This is a genomic window from Chryseobacterium sp. 'Rf worker isolate 10', from assembly GCF_050753305.1.
Lineage (GTDB): Bacteria > Bacteroidota > Bacteroidia > Flavobacteriales > Weeksellaceae > Chryseobacterium.
In genome coordinates this window covers 44,816-69,123 of the sequence record NZ_JBOZOF010000002.1, presented here as the reverse complement: position 1 = coordinate 69,123, position 24,308 = coordinate 44,816, and the positions used below count along the sequence as shown (strand labels likewise).

Sequence of the window (24,308 nt, the reverse complement as noted above, 5' to 3'; positions counted from 1 at the left end):
TTTCATTTTTTATTTTAATTTTGTAGAAATCCTAATTCCATACACATGAAAAGATTTCTACTCAGTTTGGTATTAATTTTTTTGACAATTAATCCACTCTTTGCACAAAGGGATACCGAGCATTGGATTGCTCCTTATTACGACAGTGTTGGAGGGTATACCAATATGTTATACCTTTCCACTGATTCATTAACTCCCATTGATGTAACCATTTATAACAATAATGCTGTAGTTACTACGGTTACCATCAGTAAAGGTAGCCCGCAAACTTACAAGGTTACCAATAGCCTTATTTCTACAGGTACCACTACTGAAGCGTTCAATGTTGGTAATAAAGGACTGTATTTAAAAGCAGCCAAACCTTTTTACTGTAGTTTAAGACTTGCCCAAAGTGTTCACGGGGAAGTAATTACCAGTAAGGGAAAAGCTGGGATTGGAAAAACATTTTTCGTTGCTACTGCTCCCAATACCAATACCAGCAGTATTCAAAACTTTACAGCAGGTGTACTGGCTACTGAAGACAACACGAATGTAACAGTATCTTGGAATGCAGCTGCCGGAGTAGTTTTTATTAACGGAACACCTACAGGTAATACTCAATCTTTTACATTACAGAAAGGCCAATCTTTCATTCTTGCGGGATCAGGAAGTCAGTCTGGAAACAAGACTGGTTTTATTGGCGCAAAAATAGTTGCTGATAAACCTATAACACTTACCAACGGAAGCTGTAATGCCAACTTCTCTACTGCACCATCAGGAAGTGATCCGGTTCTGGATCAATCTGTACCGGTTGACAGACTTGGAAATACTTTTGCAATGGTAAAAACAAGATCTACTGCTCCTAACTTGAATATGGAGGGAGGTCTTATTGTTGCTACTGAAGATAACACTCAGGTATTTTTAAATGGCGGCGGTACTTCTGTTGCAACACTTGCTGCCGGAGAATGGTACAGAATTAATGAAACCAGCTATGTGGCTCAAGGGACTTCAGGACATTCAAATATGTTCATTTCTACAACTAAAAATGTATACTTATACCAATTTATTGGAATTTTGGGAAGTGATGCAACCAATGGATTCAACTATATTCCGCCATTGAACTGTTTCCTTCCAAGAAAAATTGACGAAATCGGAAAAATCAATGAGATGCCTATTGGTACCGGAGGAGCGAGTGCAGTTCAGGATATCATTGTAAAACTAAATATCTTAACAGAAACAGGATCTACTGTATTGCTAAATGGCATGCCTATAGCTGCAACAGACGGACCATATCCGGTGGCAGGAAATTCTAACTGGGTTACCTATGGAATTACCGGGGTAACTGGAAATATTAATATTACTTCTACAAAAGCTGTAACGGCTGGTATCAACGGAGGATTTAGTTCTGCAGGATACGGAGGTTATTTTGCAGGATTCTCTTCTATCCCTGTAATTGCTAAAAAAACAGGTGAATGTGTACCGGGAATTATTCTTGAATTAGATGACGGATACGAAACCTACCAGTGGTATCGTGATGGAGTAGCTATTGCAGGGGCAACCTCTTTTACTTATACTCCTACACAATCTGGAAATTATACGGTAAAAGTAACAATGGGAACATGCCCTCCTGTTACAACACCTATCTATAAAGTACAAATGTGTTTAAAGGAAACAACACAGGCTCTTAATGCTTGTTCTACTAAAATTATTACGCCTACATTTACTTCTTCCACTCAGACTGTGGTTCCAAGTACAGTAGTAATTTTAACGCCTCCTACAAAAGGAACAGCAGTAGTAAATCCAAACGGAACAATTACTTATACTCCAAATCCCGGATATTTAGGAGCTGATAAAATTGTTTATAAATTCTGTGGAAACTCAGTGGAGTTTACAGATTGTGAGCAGGTGACATTAAATCTTACTGTAGTACCGTTCATTGTAACTGATACTTCTATCAAAGCATGTTGGTATGATGTAGCACCTTATGCTTATTTTGACCTTACGAAAGCAAAAGTAACAGACTATAATGCCGTTACAAAAAAATACTACCGTACTCTGAATGATCTTACTGCAGGCATCAATGAAATTACAACACCAGAAAACTTCCCTTCAACAGGAGGGTTTGTATATGTGAAAGTAACAACTGCTGAAGGATGTACAGCCAATGCAAAAATTGAATTAATTGTACTTCCAATCAAAAAATCTCCGATCCTTGTAGATCAGTATATCTGTATGGATGCAAAAACAAATCTGGATGCAGGTTCCGGATATGATTCATACCAATGGAGCACAGGGGCTACTACTTCAGGTATCAGAGATGTAGGCGTTGGAGAATACACTGTAATACTAGGTAAAAACGGATGTTTCCTTACTCAGACCGTAAAAGTGAAAAAAGTTGAGGATCCGGTAATCCAAACGATTGAGATCAACAACAATACAGCGACAGTAATTGTAAGCGGTGGTAAAGCACCTTTCAAATATGCGGTTGACGGAACAGCTAACTGGCAGGATTCAAATGTCTTCACAGGTTTAAGCAGAGGACAGCATACTTTCTATGTTAAAGATTTCTATAATTGTACCCCTACTTCTGTAGAAATTACAATTCCGAATCTATTAAATGCTATTACGCCTAACGGAGATAATGTAAATGATTATATAGATTACAGTGAACTTGCTTACAAAGAAAACCTAAGCTTCGTAGTATATGACAGATATGGAAATATGGTATTTACCGGAAATAAATTCAACAACTACAGATGGGACGGAAAACACTTTGATAAGAAACTGGGAACAGGAACTTATTGGTACCATATCACCTGGAATGAATCCAATAAAGAAAAGACTCCAATAAAATATACAGGTTGGATTCTTGTTAAAAACAGAGAGTAATAATTAGTTTAAAACTATATTTTATAAGCCACGATTGTATTATCGTGGCTTATTTTGTTAATTAAATAATGATATAGTGAAATATTTTCATAATCAATGAATTATTCTTCTATTTTTGTAAAAAACCTAATTAACTATAATACATGAAGAAGATTCTATTAATTTTCCTGTTCTTACTGGTGCCCATTCACCTGCTTTTTGCCCAAAGAGATACAGAACATTGGTTTGCTCCCATGGCAGCCAGATCTCCAAAAGTAGTCACCCCCATGCAGGCACTGTATTTTTCTACAGATTCTGCCACTCCATTTACTGTAGATATCTATAGTAATAATACAGTATTGGGAACAGTCACTATAAGCAAAGGATCACCACAGACATTTGATATTCCATTGAACAGAATGGTTGCCACCATCAATGGAGAGCTATTCACTGTAGGAAATAAAGGTCTTTACACAAAAGGTTCAAAACCCTATTTTGTAACTTACAGATTCTCGGTAAGCCAGCATGGAGAAATATTAACGTCAAAAGGAAAAGCCGGAATAGGCACAAAATTCTATGCTGTTACTGCTCCCATTGAGGAACTGAATAGTGAATATAATTTCACCACCGGAATTCTGGCAACAGAAGATAATACTACCGTTACGGTTTCAAACTATTCTCCCAACATTGTATTTACCAATGGATGGACGGGAGTTACTAATCCCACCCTTACTTTTACCTTAAACAAAGGGCAATCTTATATCATCGAAGGAATAGGTGATAAAACCGTAAATAAAGAAGCATTCATTGGTGCTAAAATAGAAGCTGATAAACCTATTTCAGTAACCAACGGAAATTTTAACGGCCAGTTTGCCATGGCAGCGGGCGGATCCTATCAGGGTTCTGATATTATCATGGATCAATCTGTACCTGTAGACAGGCTAGGAAATGAATTTGTAGTAGTAAAAGGAAATGGAGATATCAGCAGGAATATGGAAGATGCCCTAATTGTTGCAACAGAAGGCGGAACTCAAATATATATCAACAATGCAACAACACCCGCTGCAACATTAGCTGAGGGTGAAAGCTACAGAGTAAACAAAATCAATAATACCAACTATATCAATCAGGGAAATAATCACTATAACATGTACATCAGAACTACAAAAAATGTATACGTGTATCAACTTATGGCAGGCGTTGGAGCCAGTAATGCAACACTTGGGTTTAATTATATACCTCCATTGAACTGTTATCTTCCAAGAAAAATTGATGAGATTGGAAAAATTAAAGACCTTCCTTATTCCACAGCCCTTTCAGGACATATTGTGAAATTGAACATCCTGACAGAAGCAGGCGCAGTAGTTACGGTAAACGGAGGACCATTGACTGCTGCTCAAGGGCCTTATCCGGTAACAGGAACTCCCAATTGGGTATCTTATTCTATACCGGATATTACAGGAAATGTCACCATTAACTCTACAAAAGCTGTTACAGCAGGTATTTCCGGAGGAAGTGGTGTGGTAGGATATGGTGGCTATTTTGCAGGATTCTCTTCCATTCCCGTTATTGCAAAACAAAATGGTGAATGTATTCCGGGAATTGTTCTTGAAGTAGACGACAGCTTTGACACTTACCAATGGTACAAAGAAAACAATCCTATACCCGGAGCAACAAGTCATTCTTATACTCCTACACAATCAGGAAATTATACCGTAAAAATTACGGTAGGCTCATGTCCGCCAGTGATCACCCCTGTGTATAAAGTGTATACCTGTCTTAAAAAAACCATTATAAATGACACTGTATGTGATGGAGTAAAACAGATTGTACCTACATTCTCAAGCTCTACACAGACCGTAGTGCCAGGAACTGTAACAATCATTACAGCTCCGACTAAAGGAAATGCAGTTATTGATCCGGTTACAGGTGTTATAAGCTATGCACCAGCTTATGCCTATATTGGTCCGGATAAAATCGTTTATAAATTCTGCGGAAACAATCCTGATTTTACAGACTGTGAAGAAGTCACTTTAAACCTCACTGTTTCTGAAAGTCCCGTAGTAAATGACGCTTTAATAAGAACATGTTTCCTGGAAGCCAATCCAGCTACCGGATTATTTAATCTTACCAATGTCAGCGTAACATTAGCTACCGGAATCACCAAGAAATACTACCCTTCTCTTGCAGACGCCCATGCAGGAACGAATGAAATTTTGACTCCTAATAATTACATTGCCCCGAATGGTGTTGTATACATAAAAGTGATCAATGCGAACGGATGTTACAGAGTAGCCGTGGTAACTCTTGTAGTTTTAGCTCCGGTAAAATCAGATGTATTGACAGATAAAATCATCTGTATGGAAGGAAAAACTACATTGGATGCAGGACCAGGATTCAAAAGCTATGAATGGAGCACGGGAGCAACCACTCAAACCATCAAAAATGTAGGAGTTGGCGTATATTGGGTAAAACTAAAAACAGGAGATTGTGTTACAATGCAGGCAGTGAAAGTTTATGCATCAGAGCAGCCGGTTATTTCCCATATTGATATCTTAACTAATACCGTAACAGTACATGTTGTAGGAGGCACTCCACCCTACAAATACTCAATGGATAATATCAACTGGCAGGATTCTAATGTATTCACCAATATCAGCAGAGGAAATGCCATCATCTATGTAAAAGATGATTATAATTGTGAACCAATCCAGGTGAATATCACTATTCCTAATCTGATTAATGTGATCACACCTAATAATGACGGAATAAATGATGCCATAGATTATTCCTCACTGGCCGTTAAAAACAATCTTGTATTCAATATTTTTGATCGTTATGGAAGCAAGATTTTCCAGGCTGACAAAACCAACGGATACAAATGGAACGGAACTGCTGATGGAAGTAAGAGAGTTCCTACAGGAAATTATTGGTATGAAGTAAGCTGGAATGAGCCTAATGGCAAGCAAACACCGATAAAATTCACAGGTTGGATTATGGTGAAGAACAGAGAGTAATTATACAGACATAAAGTTTTTAAAAGCCCCGATTTTGAAATCGAGGCTTTTTTATTATGTTTTCAAGTATTTAATACTTTTTATTATTAAATTTGTGATAAATACTAATACTGAATGAAGAAAATTCTATCTTTTCTATTTATATTTTATATTTTCACCTCTGCTTTTGCCCAATTGGACAGAGAGCACTGGTTTGCTCCGATGGTAGACAGGACAGGCGCTCCCAATCCCTACCAGAAATTGTATTTATCTACCAGCAGAACAACTCCTTTTCCGGTAAATATTTATAACAATAATGTTCTGATCGGAACGGTGAACATCAGCAAAAATAATCCACAGAAATTCGACGTTTTAAGAAATTATATTATTACCACGCAACAGACAGATCTGTTTACCCCTACTACCAAAGGACTATATCTTAAAGCAGAATTTCCTTTTTATGCCAACCTAAGATTTTCGGTATTCAACCATGCGGAAATTATTACTTCCAAAGGAATTCCTTCCACAGGAAATACATTTTACGCTGCCTCTGCTCCCATTACTGTGAGCAATAATATCCTGAACTTCATGACCAGTGTTCTTGCCACTGAAGACAATACCACTGTTACCATTTCCGGATACAGCCCTACCGTTCAGTTTTCTAACGGAATGACGGGAGCTACCAACCCGACAATGACTTTCACTTTAAACAAAGGACAATCTTACATTCTTGACGGAATTGGAGATATTACAGGAAATTTTGACGGATTCATTGGTTCAAAAATTATCGCCAATAAACCCGTCAATGTTACCAACGGAAATTTCAACGGACAATATGCCGGGAACTTTCCTTCAAGTTCAGATATTTTAATGGATCAGGCAGTGCCGGTCAACAGACTTGGGAATGAATTTGCTCTGGTAAAAGGCAACGGACCTATCGGTTCTAATATGGAAGGAGCTGTTGTCATTGCTACTGAGGATAATACCCAGATCTTTGTCAACAATGAAATTCCTCCAATCGCAACCATTAATGCAGGAAAATATTATGTGATTCCTGATTCAAAATACATCCTTCAGGGAAACGGACATTATAATTTATATGTCAAAACATCAAAAAATGCTTATGTCTATCAGATATTGGCCGGAGATTCCAACTCAGGGAATGAAACGGCTACCGGAGGATTCAACTTTATTCCTGCATTGAACTGCTACCTTCCAAAGCAGATTAATGAATTGGGATTGATTAACGAAAACTTTGTTCATTCCAATGGGAATGTCGGAGGAGTTCTGAACATTCCAACAAAATTGAATCTTATTACAGAAAGAGGAGCCAACGTTACAGTGAACAGTGCAACTCCTCTCGCTATAACAGGACCTTATAACATGACGGGAACCACTAATTGGGTTACTTATGGAATTCCCAATGTGACGGGAACCATTACGGTGGTTTCAGATAAAGCTATTATGGCAGGAATTACGGCAGGAAGTGATGCTGTAGGATACGGAGGATTTTTCGCCGGTTTTCCTACACAGCCTGTTATTTTAAAATCAGGTACCGGATGTATTCCGGGGATTGTTCTTACAGTAGACCCTCTTATCTATGATACCTATCAATGGTACAGAAACGGAACAATTGTTCCTGGAGCTACAACCTCCACAATCACACCTACCCTACCCGGATATTATACGTGTTCTGTAACAATGGGAAGCTGTGCTCCTTTAGTCACCGAACAAATTAAAGTACTGAACTGTACAAAACTTAGTACAAAAACCTACAATGTCTGTACTTCGCAGATCATAACTCCTGCACTAAGCAGTTCTACACAAACAACCGCTCCTAATACTGTAGCGATTACAACAGCACCTACATTGGGTACAGCAACGATAAACGCTGCAACCGGAGTGATTACTTATACTGTAAATACTCCCGGTACATCAGGAACGGATACATTCACTTATACGTTTTGTGGAAATGATCCGGACTTTCCGGATTGTGAAACAGTAACGGTTACCATCAATATTCAGGCGCTTACGGTAATGAACGCCACATTATTCGCCTGTGATACCAATGGGCAAGGGACATTCAACCTTACTACAGCCAACATTACAAGTAATTCACCTGTCACCATTACTTATTATCCAACCCTTTTGGATGCTCAGAATGAAAATGCAGCAGCCCTGATAACCAATACAACAGCTTATACCGCACCGAATGCTACCATTGTATACGCCGTTGTAAAAAACAATATCGGCTGTAAAAGTATTGCACAAATAACATTATCTCTTTTCAATAAAGCAATCGTTCTGGATAACTACAATGGGGTTTTCTGTGATGATAATCTGGACGGGACAGTCACTGTAGTCCTTTCCAATATCACTCCTATTGTCTTGAATAACCCAAATTATTTTACCAACGTAAGGTATTATGCAAGCCTTTCAGATGCGAACGCGGGAAACACCAATACTCTTCCGAACAACTGGAGCTATACCGCTACAACCACTATTTACATCAGAGTAGATTCTCCGGATGGCTGTGCCAGTGTCATCAAACCTTTACAGTTCAGTATCGGGGCTAAAGTAACTTTGATTACCAAAACCGTTACAGAAAGCGTTTGTGATGATGATCTGGATGGAACAAAAAGCGTCAACTTAACCCAGTTTATTCCTCAGTTTACACTGGATCCGAATGTGACATATACCTTCCATGCAACTTTAGCAGATGCGCAGAACAATGTCAATATAGTTTCATCCCCTATTAATATTACCACTTCCCAGACTTATTATATCCGTTTTCAAAAAAATGGCGTATGTCCGGAAGTAGGTACCCTTAAAATCAATATTAAAGTTCCAAAAAAATCTGATGTATTAGTAGACAAAGCTATTTGTCCGAAAACTACCACCACATTGGATGCAGGGCCGGGCTTTGAAAGATATTTATGGAGCACTGGAGCTACTACCCCTTCCATCACTAATGTTGCGCCGGGAAGTTATTGGGTAGAACTTACCTTCAACGGCTGCGTTTACAAACAATATGTAAACGTTACAGAATTGCCACTTCCTATAATTACTTCTATTGAAATAGATGGAACAACGGTAAAAGTTGGCGTAAGTGGCGGCACACCTCCTTATGAATATTCTTTAGACGGAGTGCTGTGGCAGAGTTCAAACGTCTTCACAAATGTACCAAGAGGAGCACATAATGTATTTGTAAGAGACTCTAAAATGTGTGAAGAAGTTAAAAAACCGTTTGCCATTATCAATCTGATAAATACTATTACTCCAAATGGAGATGGTTATAATGAAGGAATAGATTATTCCGCATTAATGGCCAATGATAATCTTGTATTCAGAATCTTTGACAGATATGGTGCTGAAGTCTTCAGAGGAACCCCGGAAAACAGATTCACATGGGACGGAAGAATCGGTGGAAGATATGTTCCCACAGCAACGTACTGGTATTTTATCACCTGGACAGAATACGGCTCTACACTCACTGTAAAATATTCCAGCTGGCTGCTTGTAAAACATAGATAAACAAATAAAGCCGGAAGAAAGGATACTTAAAGTTCAGTATCTCTTTCTTCCGGCTTCTTTACTTATATTCACTCTTTTTTAGGTTGTTGATAAATTTCTAACACTCCTTAACAATTAAATCTTAAAGTTTAATATAACTTTAACCACTATTCATCATCTAATTAGGCAAAATTGCTTTATTTCTACGTAATTTTGCGCATTATATGAAGAAACTGTTTACTCTGCTGCTATTGGTTTTTCTGGCAAAAATTAATGCACAAATATATTCCGGAGAGGTATTTCTGAGAGACAACTCTATTTTATATCTCAATCAGGTATATGTTACGAACCTGAATACTCAAAAGACCGTTCTTACGGACTACAATGGTAATTATAATATCCCGGCCAATCCTGGAGATGTAATCCGGTTTACCTCTATTGTTACCGAAAGAAAAGATATCAAGCTAACTCCTCAATCCATGGTTCAAAAAAATCTGGTTGAGCTGAAAATTGCTTATTATGAAATTCAGGAAATTGTACTCAGCAGGTTCAAGCCTACCGGAAACCTTCGGTATGATGTAAATTCTTTAAGAAAAGAAGATAAAGCCTATGCTCTTAAGAAAGTAATTGGTCTTCCGGAGCCAAAAGGTGACGGAACTCCTCCGGAACTTCCTGTTGCCGGTTTACGGGATGGCGGGCTTACTTTCAGCCTTGAAAGCATCTATGATATTCTTTCTGGTGAGAGAAAGAAAAAACAGCGTTATCAGGCTTATGAAAGGATGAACACCTCCGTTGCCCAGATCAAGAATTATTTGGGGAAAGATTATTTTACGAAGTTTAAAATTCCTGAGAATCTGATTGATAATTTCCTTCAATTTGTTTACAGTTCTGAAAATATTCAAGCTTATGTTTTGGCCGGAAATTTTGAAGCGATAAAGGTTCCTATTGAAAAATATATGCCTATCTATCAGAAAAGACTTAAAAGTTCTCACCTTCAGGAGGTTGTAAGCAGTAACTAGAAAAATAATTCCTATATATAAATCCATGTGCTTCTACATGGATTTTTTTTGTGACTATATAAACTGCACTATCATTTTATGTGTTTACTATAAATTATTCAATTTTAACAGCATATTCTTCTTTGATATTCAAAAATATGTTTAATTTTATCTCCCAAACAAGTGTTTAAAAATAAAAACACTCATATTTCGTTATTCAGATAAAAACTAACCCAGAAAGCAAATTAAAAGAGATGCGCCGAATTTTTAATTTAATATTAATTAATGAAAAAAGTACTTTTACTTCTTTGTTGTATGTTTTTTGTTACGATATCTTCTCAAAAAAAGGGGAAGGACTACAGTAATATTTTAAAAAGTAAGAATATATACGAAATCAATGCCTTTTTAAGAGACGCCCATCCTGATGACCCCAAAAGATCTGTTCTGAAGCCAAGGGTAATGGAAATGATGAAAGAATACATCAAAAATGCACATCCTGCTGACCAGAAAGTAAAAGATATGCAGGAAATGCTGGCTATGCTGAGGAGAAGACCTTCTACGAAGATCACCTTCGATGAAATGAATGCCATCATCAAACAAAAGCAGATTGCAAAATATAAGGCCGAATTGGCTGCCAAACAACCTACCGATGTTTATACACCAAGTAACGCCCAGAATACTTATGTTGTAAATACTACTGCTAATACAGCAATTCCTAATGCTGAAGCTGAGGAATTCAACATGCTTATGGCTGTCTCCCCTGTAGAGCATAAAAACAAAACGGTAAAAATCCTTAACTCTTTATTTGATAATGACCCTAATGCTAAAGAAGCTATTATATTGATTCAAAATAAGTCAGACTGTAATATCATTGTAAGAATGGAAGGCGTAGGCACTACGAAATATAGGCTGGCCGTTCCTGCTCATGGTGAAGGTTCAATTGTTATAGAAAAAGGACAGTATCTTTTCACCAGCCTTGTTTGCGGAGCTCAATATGCTTCACAAAAAACAATTGAAAGGGCAATTATGGTCGCTTTAGGAGGCCAATAATTTCGATCAAAAACGAATTATCTCTATGTCTTTTACCCCAAAAAGACAAAGATACTCCATAAATTTTCACTATTTTTGCACTCATTTTATAACTCAATGGGCAAGAATAAATTAGCAAGATTCGCAGAAAACAAAATATTACCAAATGTAATCCAACCAACAAGAGAAGATACTTTAAACGGTTTCGAACTTAAGGGAAAATGGAGAGAAAACTTCTTTAAAAATGACAATCCAATTGTATTGGAATTAGGTTGTGGAAAAGGAGAATATTCTGTAGGACTTGCCAAAACATTTCCTGAAAAAAACTTTATCGGAGTTGATATTAAAGGCGCAAGATTTTGGTTTGGTGCTAAAGAAGCTGTAGATAGTAATATGACTAATGTAGCTTTTCTGAGAACACAGATTGAACTTGTAGATTATTTCTTTGCTGAAAATGAGGTAGATGAAATATGGATTACTTTCCCGGATCCACAAATAAAATATAAAAGAACAAAACACAGATTAACACATCCGGACTTTTTAGACCGTTATAAAAAATTCCTGAAGCCAGGAGGTATTATCCACCTGAAAACCGATTCAGAATTTCTGCATGGATATACACTTGGGTATTTGCAGGGAGCAGGCTATGAAATCATTTCTGCCCACCACGATATCTATGGTGCTCCTGAATACGATCCTAATACGGAACATTTGAGAGATATTAAAACGTATTACGAAGAGCTATTCTCGGCGAAAGGAAAAACAATTACTTACATTAAATTCCGGATCAGCTGATGAAATAGAAAAACTTGATGAAAAAAAAATTTTTAACGATTCTATTCTTCACATTTCTTATTCCAACCTTTACAAACGCCCAAAAAAGCAGTAAAGACATTCTAAAAAGCACAAATATCAAAGAAATTGAAGAATACCTGAAGAACGCACACCCTGACGATCCCAAAAAAAGTGTGCTCAAACCAAAGCTTATTGCTCTAAAAAACTCTGAATGGACTAAAGGTGCCCGTACAGCCAAACCTATGGAAGCAAGGCCGGTGATTGCGGATATCCCGAAAAGCGCTATGAGAAATCCTAATTCTGACGATGCGGAAGAATTTAAAAAACTCATTGCAGAAACATCAGCTGAACATAAGGAGAAAACAGTAAAGCTTCTGAATGCGATGTTTAATGAGGATATCAATCGCAATGAAGCTATCCTATTATTCAAAAATAATTCGGACTGCAATATCGTATTACGGATTGAAGGAAAGGACTTTTACAACCTTGCTGTTCCTGCGCATGCTGAAAACTTTATTGTCCTCAAAAAGGATTCATATGCACTCAGCAGCAATATTTGTGATATGAAATATTCCTCACAGAAAAACATTAAAAAAAGTATATTTGTAACGATAGACAATCCGAAACAAGCCGGGACTGAACTGAAATCTGCCCAAAAAGAACCGGTTCCGGAAAAACCTTCGAAAAAACAAAAATCAAAAAGTAAAATAGGATGAAAAAACTAATAGTTTTTACCGGAATTTCATTGATTCTTGCCAGCTGTAATGTAAATTATGGCAGCTATCCCGGAAGAACCTCCTACCCTTACCCTACAAGCAATGCCGGTAACAGAGCAAATACAGAAAGTGAATATAATGAGCTTATAAAGACCTATAAACCGGAAACAGCTGATGTTCTCAATGATCTTCTTAACAGCGATGATCCTAAGAATCCTAAGACCTCTGTTTCGGTAGAAAATAAATCTCCATGCAATATGGTACTTACGGTAAGCGGAGGCAGTTTCTTCAAAAAAATTCCAATTGGTGCCGGAAAGATAGGATATACGATGGTTCCAAAAAATCAGAATTACAGATTATCCGGAGCCGTTTGTAACTCAATGTATCAATCTACCAAGTTTATCACAACCTCTTATTCTATAAAACTTTCAAATTAAAATATAACCCGCAGAACTCTGTGGGTTTTTATTTTTAAGGAATAAATCTACTATATTATAATCATAAACAACTGTACAAAAATCTCCTAATAAAAGCTTAAACAATGTAAAATCAAAATATTATTCTGAAAATCATACATATAACAAATATTTCCATATATTTAGAAATATAATTGCGGATTCCGAAAAGCACATAGAGTAGGAAAAAAACTAAAACTAAAACCATGAAAAATTTAAAAAAAGTCTCAAGAAGTGAGCTAAGAACAATCAAAGGAGGATACAGAAGCTGCATAGACGGCTGTAATTTCGAAATTGGAGAAATGTGCTGCAGCGGAGTATGCAGAATCGGTGTAGTTGTTCCAACTACAGATCCTGATTTCCCGGAATTTACAGTATGCCCTAAGAAGCCTTAGTATATATATAATGAAAAAACGCTGGACCTAAATCCAGCGTTTTTCCTATAGTAAAGAAAATCTTTAATTATTCTGCATCGAAGTCAGCATCTTTATCAGCAGATACTACTTCTCCTTCTTCTTTAGATTTTTCCTTATCAGCTTTTCTTTGAGACTGACCTTCTTTGATAGATTCTGAAACAATGCTCAAGATCATATCGATAGATTTAGAAGCATCATCGTTTCCTGGGATAACGAAGTCAACTTTTCTAGGGTCAGAGTTTGTATCAACAATACCGAAAACTGGAATACCTAATTTCTTAGCTTCAGTTACAGCGATGTGTTCTCTCAAGATATCTACAACGAAGATTGCAGAAGGAAGACGAACCATGTCAGAGATAGAACCTAAGTTCTTTTCTAAGTTAGCTCTTTGTCTGTCAACTTGTAATCTTTCTTTTTTAGATAAAGTTTCGAACGTACCGTCTTTTTTCATTTTGTCGATAGCATTCATCTTCTTTACAGCCTTTCTGATAGTAACGAAGTTCGTTAACATACCTCCTGGCCATCTTTCTGTAATATAAGGCATATTAAGTTCTGAAGCGTGTTTTGCAACAACTTCTTTCGCTTGCTTCTTAGTAGCTACGAAAAGAACTTTTTTACCTGCAGAAGTTAATTTTTCTAAAGCGCTGCACGCTTCATCCAATTTAACTGCTGTTTTATGTAAGTCTACAATGTGAATACCGTTTTTCTCCATAAAAATGTATGGAGCCATATTTGGATTCCACTTTCTAGTCATGTGACCGAAGTGTACGCCAGCCTCTAAAAGGTCTTTTACATTTGCTTTTGCCATGTTTTCTGTTTTTGTTAGTTTACTTTCCGTCTTTTAAACAATCAACAACTTCTTTAGATGGGAGAAGCGTTTGGATGCTAAACGTAACGGGCAATTTTTGCTTTAAGCTTCAGGCAGTAAGCCGTAGGCTTTGAAGCGAATTAAAAATTTTAATAAGTTTTTCAAAAAGCTTATTGCATATTGCTTTAAGCTTACCGCAATTCTTAACGTTTTGAGAATTGGAATCTCTTTCTTGCTTTTTTCTGACCTGGCTTCTTTCTTTCCACCATTCTTGCGTCTCTTGTAAGTAAACCAGCAGGCTTTAATGCTAATCTGAACTCAGCGTTGATCTCGCATAAAGCTCTTGAAATACCTAATCTGATAGCTTCTGCCTGACCTGTATTTCCACCACCGAAAACATTTACGGTAACGTCATACTGACCAACAGTCTCAGAAAGGATAAACGGTTGGTTTAATTTGTAAACCATCACGTCTGTAGAGAAATAAGTTGCAGCATCTTTACCGTTTACTGTAATAACACCAGAACCTGGTCTTACATAAACTCTTGCTACAGAAGTTTTTCTTCTTCCGATTTTGTGAACTATAGACATAATTAATTATTTAAATTCGTTAACATTAATTGTTTTAGGCTGTTGAGCTTCATGTTTGTGCTCAGTTCCTTCATATAAATAAAGGTTCTTAAGGATAGCAGCTCCTAGTCTGTTTTTAGGCAACATACCTTTTACAGACTTCTCTAATACCTTTAAAGAATCTTTCTTTTGAAGTTCAGCCGCAGTCATAGACTTCTGTCCACCAGGATAACCTGTATGCCAGATGTAAGTCTTATCAGCCCACTTATTTCCGGAAAGCGTAATTTTCCCAGCATTCAAAACGATCACGTTATCACCACAATCTACGTGAGGTGTAAAGTTCGTTTTGTGCTTACCTCTCAAAATCTTTGCAACCGTAGAAGCTAGTCTTCCTAACGGCTGTCCTTCAGCGTCTACCACAACCCATTCTTTATTAGCAGTAGCTTTGTTCGCTGAAACAGTTTTGTAACTTAATGTATTCACACGTTTTAGTTAAAGATTAAACATAATTTACCCCTAAAAGGGTGTGCAAAGGTACAAATTATTTTTGTAACCCAAAAACATATTTTATTTTATCTATATAATCTTCATCCTACACCCCTCTATCAATAGATTTTAACACTAATTACAATTTGGCACAAATCTTGCGAACTAATGTGCCGATGAAAAAAAACACTTCGAAGATTCTAAAAACACCAATGAAACAGCAAAGAGTTTTTTCCCTCAACTCTTTCTTTTATTAAATTTACTTTAAAGATTTCCGTAAAACACATCGATATAATTATAATTTCAATGAAATAATTATATTTGCGTCAATCATATTCTAAAATCCATGAGCCACGGAAAACTAAGAGAAGAAAAAACCTGCCTGAACTGCGGACATTACGTTGAAGAAAGGTTTTGCCCACACTGCGGACAAGAAAATATTGAAAGCAGACAGCCATTCTATTTTCTCTTTACGCATTTCATTGAGGATTTTACCCATTATGACGGACAGTTCTGGAGAACTATACATTATCTCTTTACCCGCCCCGGAATACTTACCAAAGAATACCTTGCGGGCAAAAGACAATTATATGTGGCTCCTGTAAAACTGTATATATTTATAAGTTTCCTTACATTTTTCCTTCCCAACATCCTTCCTCACGCCAAAGAAGAAGCTGAAAAACCCAGCCACATAAAAAAAGAAACTAAGGCAAAAAATCAGAAAGATATTTCCAAAGACATTGTAAAAGACTTACAAAAAGGAGGTGTTATGTCAAACGAAACGGCAAACGCTACTCAAAAAGCACTGGATACCTTAAAGATAGAAGATGGTAAAGAAAAAACTGAGCTTTTTGACAGTACGTTTGATCCTAAAGAAGCATCCATCATGCATGCTTACTCTATGAAACAATATGACTCTATTCTTGCCAAGGATGACACAGGGATTTATACCTTAATGAGACCCATTGCAGGAAAAGTATTTGAATTGAAAGAAGACGGATACAGCAAGAATCAGATTTGGGAAAAGTATAAAGAAAACTTTATTCACACAATCCCGAAAGCACTCTTCGTATATCTCCCGATATTTGCATTCTTTCTATGGCTGTTCCATAACAAGAAAAAATGGTGGTACTTCGATCATGGTATATTTACCCTTCACTATTTCTCATTCCTCCTATTAGCAATACTGGTATTTATAGTGGGAGAAAAAATTGCAAGCTTTCTGCCGGCCAATAGTTTACTTACCTTATTGTATATTCTGGCCTGTTTGGGACTTGGCCTTTACATGACCATCTATTTCTTTGTAGCGCACCACAGGGTGTATGAAACCAAAAAAAGGATCAGTATTCTGAAAGGCTCCGTATTATTTATTGTTAACTATATCGGACTGCTTCTGATGTTTCTGGTACTGATGTATCTGAGCTTTATTATGCTTCATTAATTTCTAAGGGATTTATTCCCTCTGAAGCTTGCAAACAAATAATAGGCAACAAAAACTGTTGAAAATTTCAGGATAGACGGAATCGCCAGCTCAAGTTTAAAAATCAAAGCACCTATAAGCACCAGAATTCCCATCGCAACAAATGAAAAAATTAATTTTTTAGGCAATGAAAAATCGGGAGTATCCAAATAATAAGCAATTCCCCAGGCAGAACCGAAGGCAAAGGCATAATAAATATCCAGTCCTAGATTTTGTGAACTTAAAAAGAAATAATTGATCAGGAAGCTTACTACAGTTCCCAAGGCGAAATACATCAAAGCTTTTTGCATGTCTGTAAAAATATGCTGCAAAAATAGAGAATTAAATTGGGGTGCAGAATCCTTGTAAACATTTAATTATTGAATTAAAGGTTGTTTTTTTTCATTTCAGAGAAATTTGATCGTATGATTAAAACAATACAATATCACCCGAAAAGGTAATTGAGCTCTATTATTACAAATCATAAATTTGAAGTACAATCAAAACTGGAAAATCATCATACTTATTTTAAAGGTATTGAAAACGAGAGATCAGGTTTTGAGAAAAAATTCACAAACAAAAAAAACAATAGACATGAAAAAGATTCCCCAAAAAACAGTAGAAATTACGGACTTTAACGAAGACAATGTTGAAGTGAATGTAATAATTAGTGCCAATACACAATTTGGTGATCCCCATTTTATTATCAATGGAACGCGGATAGATGACAACAATTTAAAAGATGATGGATTTTCTTTTACCATTCCAAAAGCAGATTTAAAGTCTGATAATTTGCTTTTTGCGACATCTTTCAATATTAATATGCAAGTGAACCATTTGCAGATTTTAATTAATACATGTAAAATAAAATTCGAATTCCCTCAAATCCCTAGTAAGAATTTTAATTTCAACCCCTTTAAAGGCAAAACAACTGAAGATTTAGCCGGCAGGTTCATCTACGGAGTCTATAAGTACATAAAAATTGAGCTATGAAAAAGATATTAATGACAACTATGACGGTTGTATCGGCATTACTATTTTCTCAAGGCAAAGAAATTAGTGCAGAGTTAAACAAACTGGAGCTTTCCAATGCTCCAAGTGTAATGCTTCTTGGCTTGGCGAGTTCTGATTTGGAAACCCCAAAATCGAAAAAGGCTTTCATGACCAGTATTGTCAATTCATTCAGCGAAAATGAAGGTCTTCCTAATGCCTATGCAGTAGAACTTACCCCCACCCATCTATTTCCTTTGACGGACATGGATGCTTTGAAATATGCCGGTATTAAAACTATTAAAAATGCGGATAATAAAGAGGAGTATAAGAATAACATTTTCAGTGAAGCCAAAAACGTTTCATTCTCCTTTGCTTTTCTGAGAAATTATAAAATTGAAAATCTTGACACAGAAAATCCATCGGTATCCTTTTCTTTGCGAACCACAGTATTTAAAGTAAGAAATAAAAAAAATATAGAGGCTATTACGGCATCAAATAAAAATATTTCAAAGGAATTAACCGATATCCAGGAAGAGTTTAGAAAATCAAAGGAATATAATGATATAGAAGCATCCAATGCCAGCCCAGATGAAAAAAATGAGATGAAGGCAAAAGCATTAGAAAAGTTTGTCCCAGATTATTACAAAACTGAAACCGAAAATTATAAAAAGTATCTTGACGAAAAACCTGCTTTCCAACTAGATGTCGCTTCGGCCTACAGTACTTTCTTTTTAGATAACCAGTTTAAAAATAATCAATTCGGGAAATTCGGAGTTTGGATGACAATGAGTTCAGGAATCAATCTGGAAAGGAAGAACCCAAAGCCAGTTGAAGATCAAAAGAAGGAAAAATCAAAGGTAATGATCAAAGAAACCTCTGCAGACCCTTCAAAAACAGAAAAAAGATTGAATTTCTATGCCGTTGCAAGATATATGCAGGACAAAACGGTTTATGATGTTGCCAACGGATTCAGCAAAACCAACAATTATGATTTTGGTGGAAAAATAGAGCTCGTTTACAATAAATTCTCTATTGGCTATGAATTCATTTACAGAAGCAGTGATTTGGATAACACTTACCGTTCCAATGGAATCATTAATTATAAAGTATCTGACAGTGTGTACATTAATGCAGCTTTCGGAAAGAATTACGGTGATAAGGACAATCTTATTTCATTTTTAGGGCTGAACTGGGGATTGGACAGCAAAAGAAAAACACTTTTTTCAGAAAAATAGTACAACAGAACCTTTTTCCTGAAATTAAAAACCAAACTTCTGGTTAAATTAATAGAAAAATGTCGGCATATAAATATGTGCCGACATTTATATTTTTACAGAACAGCGTAATAATCTGTAAAATACAGACCTAGCCTCTAACAAAGTCTGCAAGGTTAAAAAAATAATTATTATAAATATTTAAAAATCAAAGAATTAACACACAAGTCAGGGTTTTCATTTTATTACTATATTTGAGAACTTAGAAACTGTCTAGAATTTTTATGGAAACCCAAAAATATACTCCAACCAACAAGGTAAGAATCGTAACTGCTGCCTCATTATTTGATGGGCATGATGCTGCGATCAATATTATGCGTCGTGTTATTCAGGGAACAGGATGCGAAGTGATCCACTTAGGACACGATAAATCAGCAGAGGAAGTTGTAAACACAGCCATCCAGGAAGATGCCAATGCTATTGCATTAACTTCATATCAGGGAGGTCACAATGAATATTTCAAATATATCTACGACCTTTTGAGAGAAAAAAATTCACCGCAAATCAAAATTTTTGGCGGTGGTGGTGGTGTAATCCTTCCCGAAGAGATCAAAGATTTAATGTCTTACGGAATCGACAGAATTTATTCTCCGGATGACGGCCGTGAACTTGGACTTCAGGGAATGATTGATGATCTGGTACACCGATCAGATTTCGCTACAGGAAAAGACGTTACAGCCAAAGATCTTGATGATATCAGTTTTGAAAACCCATCAAGCATTGCACAAATCATCTCTGCCGTTGAAAACTTCTCAGAAGAAAAACCTGAGCTTGTAAAGGCTATCGATGAAAAATCTAAAGATTTAACCATTCCGATTATTGGTATTACAGGTACCGGAGGAGCAGGTAAATCTTCTTTAACAGATGAATTAGTAAGACGTTTCCTACGTTCAAATACTGATAAAAAAATTGCCATTATTTCCATTGACCCTTCGAAAAAGAAAACCGGAGGTGCTTTATTGGGAGACAGAATCCGTATGAACGCGATCAATGATCCAAGAGTTTATATGCGTTCTATGGCTACCAGAGAAAACAACGTTTCTGTTTCTCCGTTTATTCACTCTGCACTGAATGTACTGAAACTGGCTCATCCGGATGTAATCATTCTTGAAACTTCAGGAATTGGGCAGTCTGGTTCAGAAGTTTCTGATTTTGCAGATGTTTCTATGTATGTAATGACTCCTGAATATGGAGCTTCTACACAGTTGGAAAAGATTGACATGCTAGACTATGCGGATCTGGTAGCATTGAACAAATCTGACAAACGTGGCGCATTGGATGCGCTTCAGGCGGTAAGAAAACAGTTCCAGAGAAACCATTTGCTATGGGAAAGTCCATTAGACGATATGCCGGTGTATGCAACAAAAGCATCTCAGTTTAATGACCATGGGACAACAGAATTATACAACAGATTAGTTTCAAAAGTTAACGATAAATTCTCTGAATTAAATCTTAAAACATTTATTGAGCAGGAAGTTACGGAAGAAGTAACCATTATCCCTCCGAAAAGAGTTCGTTACCTTTCTGAAATTGTCGAAAACAACAAACAATACGACATCAATATTGAAAAGCAGGCAGAATTAGCCAGAAAAATGTATCATATTGAAGGCGTAAAAAATATCATTTCCAATGAAGTTTTGGATACTGAATATCAAAAAGCAGAAAAAGAGCTTCAACAGGATAATATCGATTTCCTGAAAACCTGGGATGATACGAAAAAAGCTTTCCACGCAGAATTTTATTCTTATTTCGTAAGAGGAAAAGAAATCAAGGTTGAAACCTCTACAGAATCTTTATCCCACTTGAGAATTCCAAAAATTGCATTACCAAAATACAATGACTGGGGTGATCTGATCCAATGGAAAGGGCAGGAAAATCTTCCGGGAAGTTTCCCTTATACTGCAGGTATTTATCCGTTCAAGAGAACAGGGGAAGATCCTACAAGGATGTTTGCAGGGGAAGGAGGCCCTGAAAGAACCAACAGAAGATTCCATTATGTTTCTGCAGAAATGCCTGCAAAACGTCTGTCTACAGCTTTTGACTCTGTAACTTTGTATGGTCAGGATCCGGCTTTACCTCCAGATATTTATGGTAAAATCGGAAATGCGGGAGTTTCTATTGCAACATTGGATGATGCTAAGAAATTATACTCCGGATTTGATCTGGTAAATGCATTGACTTCGGTTTCAATGACAATCAACGGCCCTGCACCGATGCTGTTAGCTTTCTTCATGAATGCTGCCATCGATCAAAATGTTGAAAAATATATCAAAGAAAACGGTTTAGAATCTAAAGTAGAAGCTAAACTTAAAGAGAAATTTGACAATAAAGGTTTAGAAAGACCAAAATACAACGGTGAACTTCCTCCATCCAACAATGGTTTAGGATTACAGCTTTTGGGATTAACAGGTGATGAAATAATCCCTGCTGATGTATATGCAGAAATCAAAGCAAAAACGATTGCCACGGTTCGTGGTACCGTTCAGGCTGACATCTTAAAAGAAGACCAGGCTCAGAATACATGTATCTTCTCTACAGAATTTGCCTTGAGATTAATGGGTGATGTTCAGGAATATTTCATTACAGAAAAAGTGAGAAACTTCTACTCTGTTTCTATTTCAGGATACCATATTGCTGAAGCAGGAGCCAATCCCGTTTCCCAATTGGCATTCACACTGGCAAACGGTTTCACCTATGTGGAATATTACTTAAGCCGCGGAATGGACATCAATGATTTTGCACCGAACTTATCTTTCTTCTTCTCTAATGGTATCGACCCTGAATATTCAGTAATCGGACGTGTAGCAAGAAGAATCTGGGCAAAAGCGATGAAATTAAAATATGGAGCAGACGAAAGAAGCCAGATGTTGAAATACCACATCCAGACTTCAGGACGTTCTCTGCATGCTCAGGAAATTGATTTCAACGACATCAGAACCACTCTTCAGGCACTTTATGCAATCTACGATAACTGTAATTCACTTCACACCAATGCTTACGATGAAGCGATTACAACGCCTACCGAGCAATCTGTAAGAAGAGCAATGGCTATTCAGCTGATCATTAATAAAGAATTAGGATTGGCTAAAAATGAGAATCCTCTTCAGGGATCATTCATCATTGAAGAATTAACGGATCTTGTAGAAGAAGCTGTATATGCAGAATTCGACAGAATCACAGAAAGAGGCGGTGTTCTTGGAGCGATGGAAACGATGTACCAGCGTTCAAAAATCCAGGAAGAATCTATGCATTACGAATGGCTGAAACACACAGGTGAATATCCGATCATCGGAGTAAATACATTCTTAGGAAAAGACGGCTCACCAACCGTTTTACCGGGAGAAGTTATCCGTTCTACAGAAGAGGAGAAACAGGCACAGATTGTGTCCCTACACAACTTCCAGCAAGCGAACGACAACAGATCTGAAGAAGCACTGAAAGAACTTCAGCACGCAGCCATCAATCAGCAAAACTTATTTGAAGTAATGATGAATGCTGTGAAATACTGCTCTCTGGGACAGATTACCAATGCTTTATTTGAAGTAGGTGGTAAATACAGAAGAAATATGTAAGCCCATCATTGGACAGACATTTTTTATAAACAAAACCTCAAAGAAATTCCTTGAGGTTTTTCTATTTTTAATGTGAAAAAATTCTAAATTTTGGCAGCTTTGTTTATAATGTTTGTTAAAAATTAAAAATAAACTGACCCGATCCTATATATTTGCCACCAAAAAAAAATTCAAATGAAAACATGTATTAAAATTATTTCGGTATTGAGTCTTTTTGTGGCATTAGGCTCGTGTAAAACCTCTACTGTAGACAACTCTCATAAAAGCGACATGGTTAGAAATGTGGAAGAATTACAAAAAAGAGAGCAGGCAGAGAAAGATAAAGTTGATGTTACAAGCCCTATCAACAATTACGGAAAGCCAGCTTCAAAATAAGAAAATTTCCTTTGTAATAAAAAAAGCTCCTGATATGTTCAGGAGTTTTTTTGTATTTTTAATCTAAACAAAACTAATATCATGGAAAAGGAATTTCGAATCAATGAGCCATGCCACGTTGGCAGAGAAAACATGCAGGATATTCCCGGCGGAAGTTTTTGTGATTTTTGCTCAAAGAAAGTCCATGATCTTACGCAGAAAACGGATGAAGAAATCAAAATATTATTGCAATCCAATGAATCCATTTGTGGAAGAATTCAGGCTGGCAGAATATCTTCTCCTGATAAAAAGCCAATCATCAGTTATAGTTTGTCTGATATTCCTTTGAATAAATTGGCCGGAGGAATTTTCCTTTCCGTACTATTCATGTCTAATATCGAGGCACAAAAAACAAAAATGGATACTCTCCGAAGATATGATAATTTGGACGGACTTATTGTTTACGCCGTCAAGCCAGTAGATGAACCTCCTTATGGATCAAAAGGATATTATCCTAAAGGTAATGTTACCAGAAATCTGAAAATTAAGCTTTTGGGAAATGAAAAAATCTTAAGTCAAAATTATTTTATTACCATTCTTACTCCCACCCAAAAGTTCAGTTCTGGTTATGAGAATTACCTGAACATTCCTTCCGATAATATCAAATTTAAAAACATCTTTGTAGTTGAAAATTCGAAAAATCAGGATGATGAATGGAACAAAAACAAATATTTTCTTTTTGTTGAAGACAGGCAAATTAAAGATGATTCCTCTATAAATCTGGATCTGAATAAAGCAAAAGAATTACACCCCAATCCTAAGAATAAAGACTTCCTGTATTTTCTTGATGGTATGTTGATCTCTAAGGAAGAATATGAAGAAAACAAAAAGAAAAACAATATCCAGTCTTATTTTCTTACGGAAGCCTATGCCAAAGAACTCTTTGAAGAATATGATGTGGAAAACGGAGTGATTGTATCCTATCGGCAATAGCATTTCATATAGCATTAACCATAAAATCTCCTTAT

The 24,308-nt window shown here is 36.5% G+C and carries 19 protein-coding genes; 15 read left to right on the top strand and 4 right to left on the bottom strand.

Annotated elements, in window-relative coordinates; translation table 11 throughout:
• The first annotated feature begins 45 nt into the window (after positions 1-45).
• From LKL37_RS10325 to LKL37_RS10285, 9 genes are all read left to right on the top strand, one after another.
• Entirely contained in the window at positions 46-2,868 is a 2,823-nt protein-coding gene (locus LKL37_RS10325; RefSeq protein ID WP_431610504.1) for a gliding motility-associated C-terminal domain-containing protein, read from the top strand.
• Positions 2,869-3,011: 143 nt separating this feature from the next.
• On the top strand, positions 3,012-5,864 hold the full coding sequence (locus tag LKL37_RS10320; RefSeq protein WP_431610503.1) for a T9SS type B sorting domain-containing protein: 2,853 nt from the start codon (positions 3,012-3,014) through the stop codon (positions 5,862-5,864).
• 114 nt (positions 5,865-5,978) lie between these two features.
• Positions 5,979-9,377 carry a T9SS type B sorting domain-containing protein gene (locus tag LKL37_RS10315; RefSeq protein ID WP_431610502.1) on the top strand — a complete coding sequence of 1,133 codons (3,399 nt, stop codon included), beginning with the start codon at positions 5,979-5,981 and terminating at the stop codon, positions 9,375-9,377.
• A 203-nt stretch (positions 9,378-9,580) separates the two neighbouring features.
• Positions 9,581-10,375 (top strand): hypothetical protein, encoded by a 795-nt coding sequence (locus tag LKL37_RS10310; RefSeq protein ID WP_431610501.1) that lies wholly within the window; start codon positions 9,581-9,583, stop codon positions 10,373-10,375.
• Between the two features lie 264 nt (positions 10,376-10,639).
• The gene (locus tag LKL37_RS10305; RefSeq protein WP_431610499.1) at positions 10,640-11,404 is read left to right on the top strand and encodes a DUF6759 domain-containing protein; all 765 of its coding nucleotides are present in this window, start codon (positions 10,640-10,642) and stop codon (positions 11,402-11,404) included.
• Positions 11,405-11,500: 96 nt separating this feature from the next.
• Positions 11,501-12,178 carry a tRNA (guanosine(46)-N7)-methyltransferase TrmB gene (gene trmB / locus LKL37_RS10300; protein ID WP_431610497.1) on the top strand — a complete coding sequence of 226 codons (678 nt, stop codon included), beginning with the start codon at positions 11,501-11,503 and terminating at the stop codon, positions 12,176-12,178.
• 17 nt (positions 12,179-12,195) lie between these two features.
• A complete protein-coding gene (locus tag LKL37_RS10295) occupies positions 12,196-12,894 on the top strand; it encodes a DUF6759 domain-containing protein (RefSeq protein WP_431610496.1) in 699 nt (232 codons plus the stop codon).
• Entirely contained in the window at positions 12,891-13,331 is a 441-nt protein-coding gene (locus tag LKL37_RS10290) for a DUF6759 domain-containing protein (RefSeq protein ID WP_431610495.1), read from the top strand. The genes LKL37_RS10295 and LKL37_RS10290 overlap by 4 nt, the downstream gene beginning before the upstream one ends.
• 224 nt (positions 13,332-13,555) lie before the next feature.
• Complete coding sequence (locus LKL37_RS10285; protein ID WP_431610494.1) at positions 13,556-13,744, top strand: bacteriocin-like protein; 189 nt, start codon at positions 13,556-13,558, stop codon at positions 13,742-13,744.
• 67 nt (positions 13,745-13,811) lie between these two features.
• Here the strand turns inward: LKL37_RS10285 and rpsB are convergent, their stop codons facing one another.
• From rpsB to rplM, 3 genes are all read right to left on the bottom strand, one after another.
• Positions 13,812-14,573, bottom strand: coding sequence for a 30S ribosomal protein S2 (gene rpsB / locus LKL37_RS10280; RefSeq protein ID WP_047373581.1), 762 nt, complete (start codon positions 14,571-14,573; stop codon positions 13,812-13,814).
• Between the two features lie 203 nt (positions 14,574-14,776).
• Positions 14,777-15,163: a 30S ribosomal protein S9 gene (gene rpsI, locus LKL37_RS10275; RefSeq protein WP_045501218.1), complete on the bottom strand. Its 387-nt coding sequence runs from the start codon at positions 15,161-15,163 to the stop codon at positions 14,777-14,779.
• Positions 15,164-15,169: 6 nt separating this feature from the next.
• Positions 15,170-15,625 (bottom strand): 50S ribosomal protein L13, encoded by a 456-nt coding sequence (gene rplM / locus LKL37_RS10270; protein ID WP_027375420.1) that lies wholly within the window; start codon positions 15,623-15,625, stop codon positions 15,170-15,172.
• 349 nt (positions 15,626-15,974) lie between these two features.
• On the opposite strand from rplM, the gene LKL37_RS10265 reads away from it, so the two are divergent.
• On the top strand, positions 15,975-17,069 hold the full coding sequence (locus LKL37_RS10265; protein WP_431610493.1) for a DUF3667 domain-containing protein: 1,095 nt from the start codon (positions 15,975-15,977) through the stop codon (positions 17,067-17,069).
• Here LKL37_RS10265 and LKL37_RS10260 read toward each other — a convergent pair.
• Complete coding sequence (locus LKL37_RS10260) at positions 17,066-17,398, bottom strand: hypothetical protein (protein WP_431610492.1); 333 nt, start codon at positions 17,396-17,398, stop codon at positions 17,066-17,068. The two genes, LKL37_RS10265 and LKL37_RS10260, sit on opposite strands and share 4 nt — an antisense overlap.
• Before the next feature lie 283 nt (positions 17,399-17,681).
• Between LKL37_RS10260 and LKL37_RS10255 the strand changes: the two genes are divergently transcribed.
• From LKL37_RS10255 to LKL37_RS10235, 5 genes are all read left to right on the top strand, one after another.
• Positions 17,682-18,080: a hypothetical protein gene (locus LKL37_RS10255; protein ID WP_105701154.1), complete on the top strand. Its 399-nt coding sequence runs from the start codon at positions 17,682-17,684 to the stop codon at positions 18,078-18,080.
• Positions 18,077-19,315: a hypothetical protein gene (locus LKL37_RS10250; RefSeq protein ID WP_431610491.1), complete on the top strand. Its 1,239-nt coding sequence runs from the start codon at positions 18,077-18,079 to the stop codon at positions 19,313-19,315. The genes LKL37_RS10255 and LKL37_RS10250 overlap by 4 nt, the downstream gene beginning before the upstream one ends.
• Positions 19,316-19,578: 263 nt before the next feature.
• Positions 19,579-22,926, top strand: coding sequence for a methylmalonyl-CoA mutase family protein (locus tag LKL37_RS10245; protein ID WP_431610489.1), 3,348 nt, complete (start codon positions 19,579-19,581; stop codon positions 22,924-22,926).
• Positions 22,927-23,100: 174 nt separating this feature from the next.
• Positions 23,101-23,301, top strand: coding sequence for a hypothetical protein (locus LKL37_RS10240; protein ID WP_431610488.1), 201 nt, complete (start codon positions 23,101-23,103; stop codon positions 23,299-23,301).
• Between the two features lie 81 nt (positions 23,302-23,382).
• On the top strand, positions 23,383-24,273 hold the full coding sequence (locus tag LKL37_RS10235) for a hypothetical protein (RefSeq protein ID WP_431610487.1): 891 nt from the start codon (positions 23,383-23,385) through the stop codon (positions 24,271-24,273).
• The last annotated feature ends 35 nt before the right edge of the window (positions 24,274-24,308 follow it).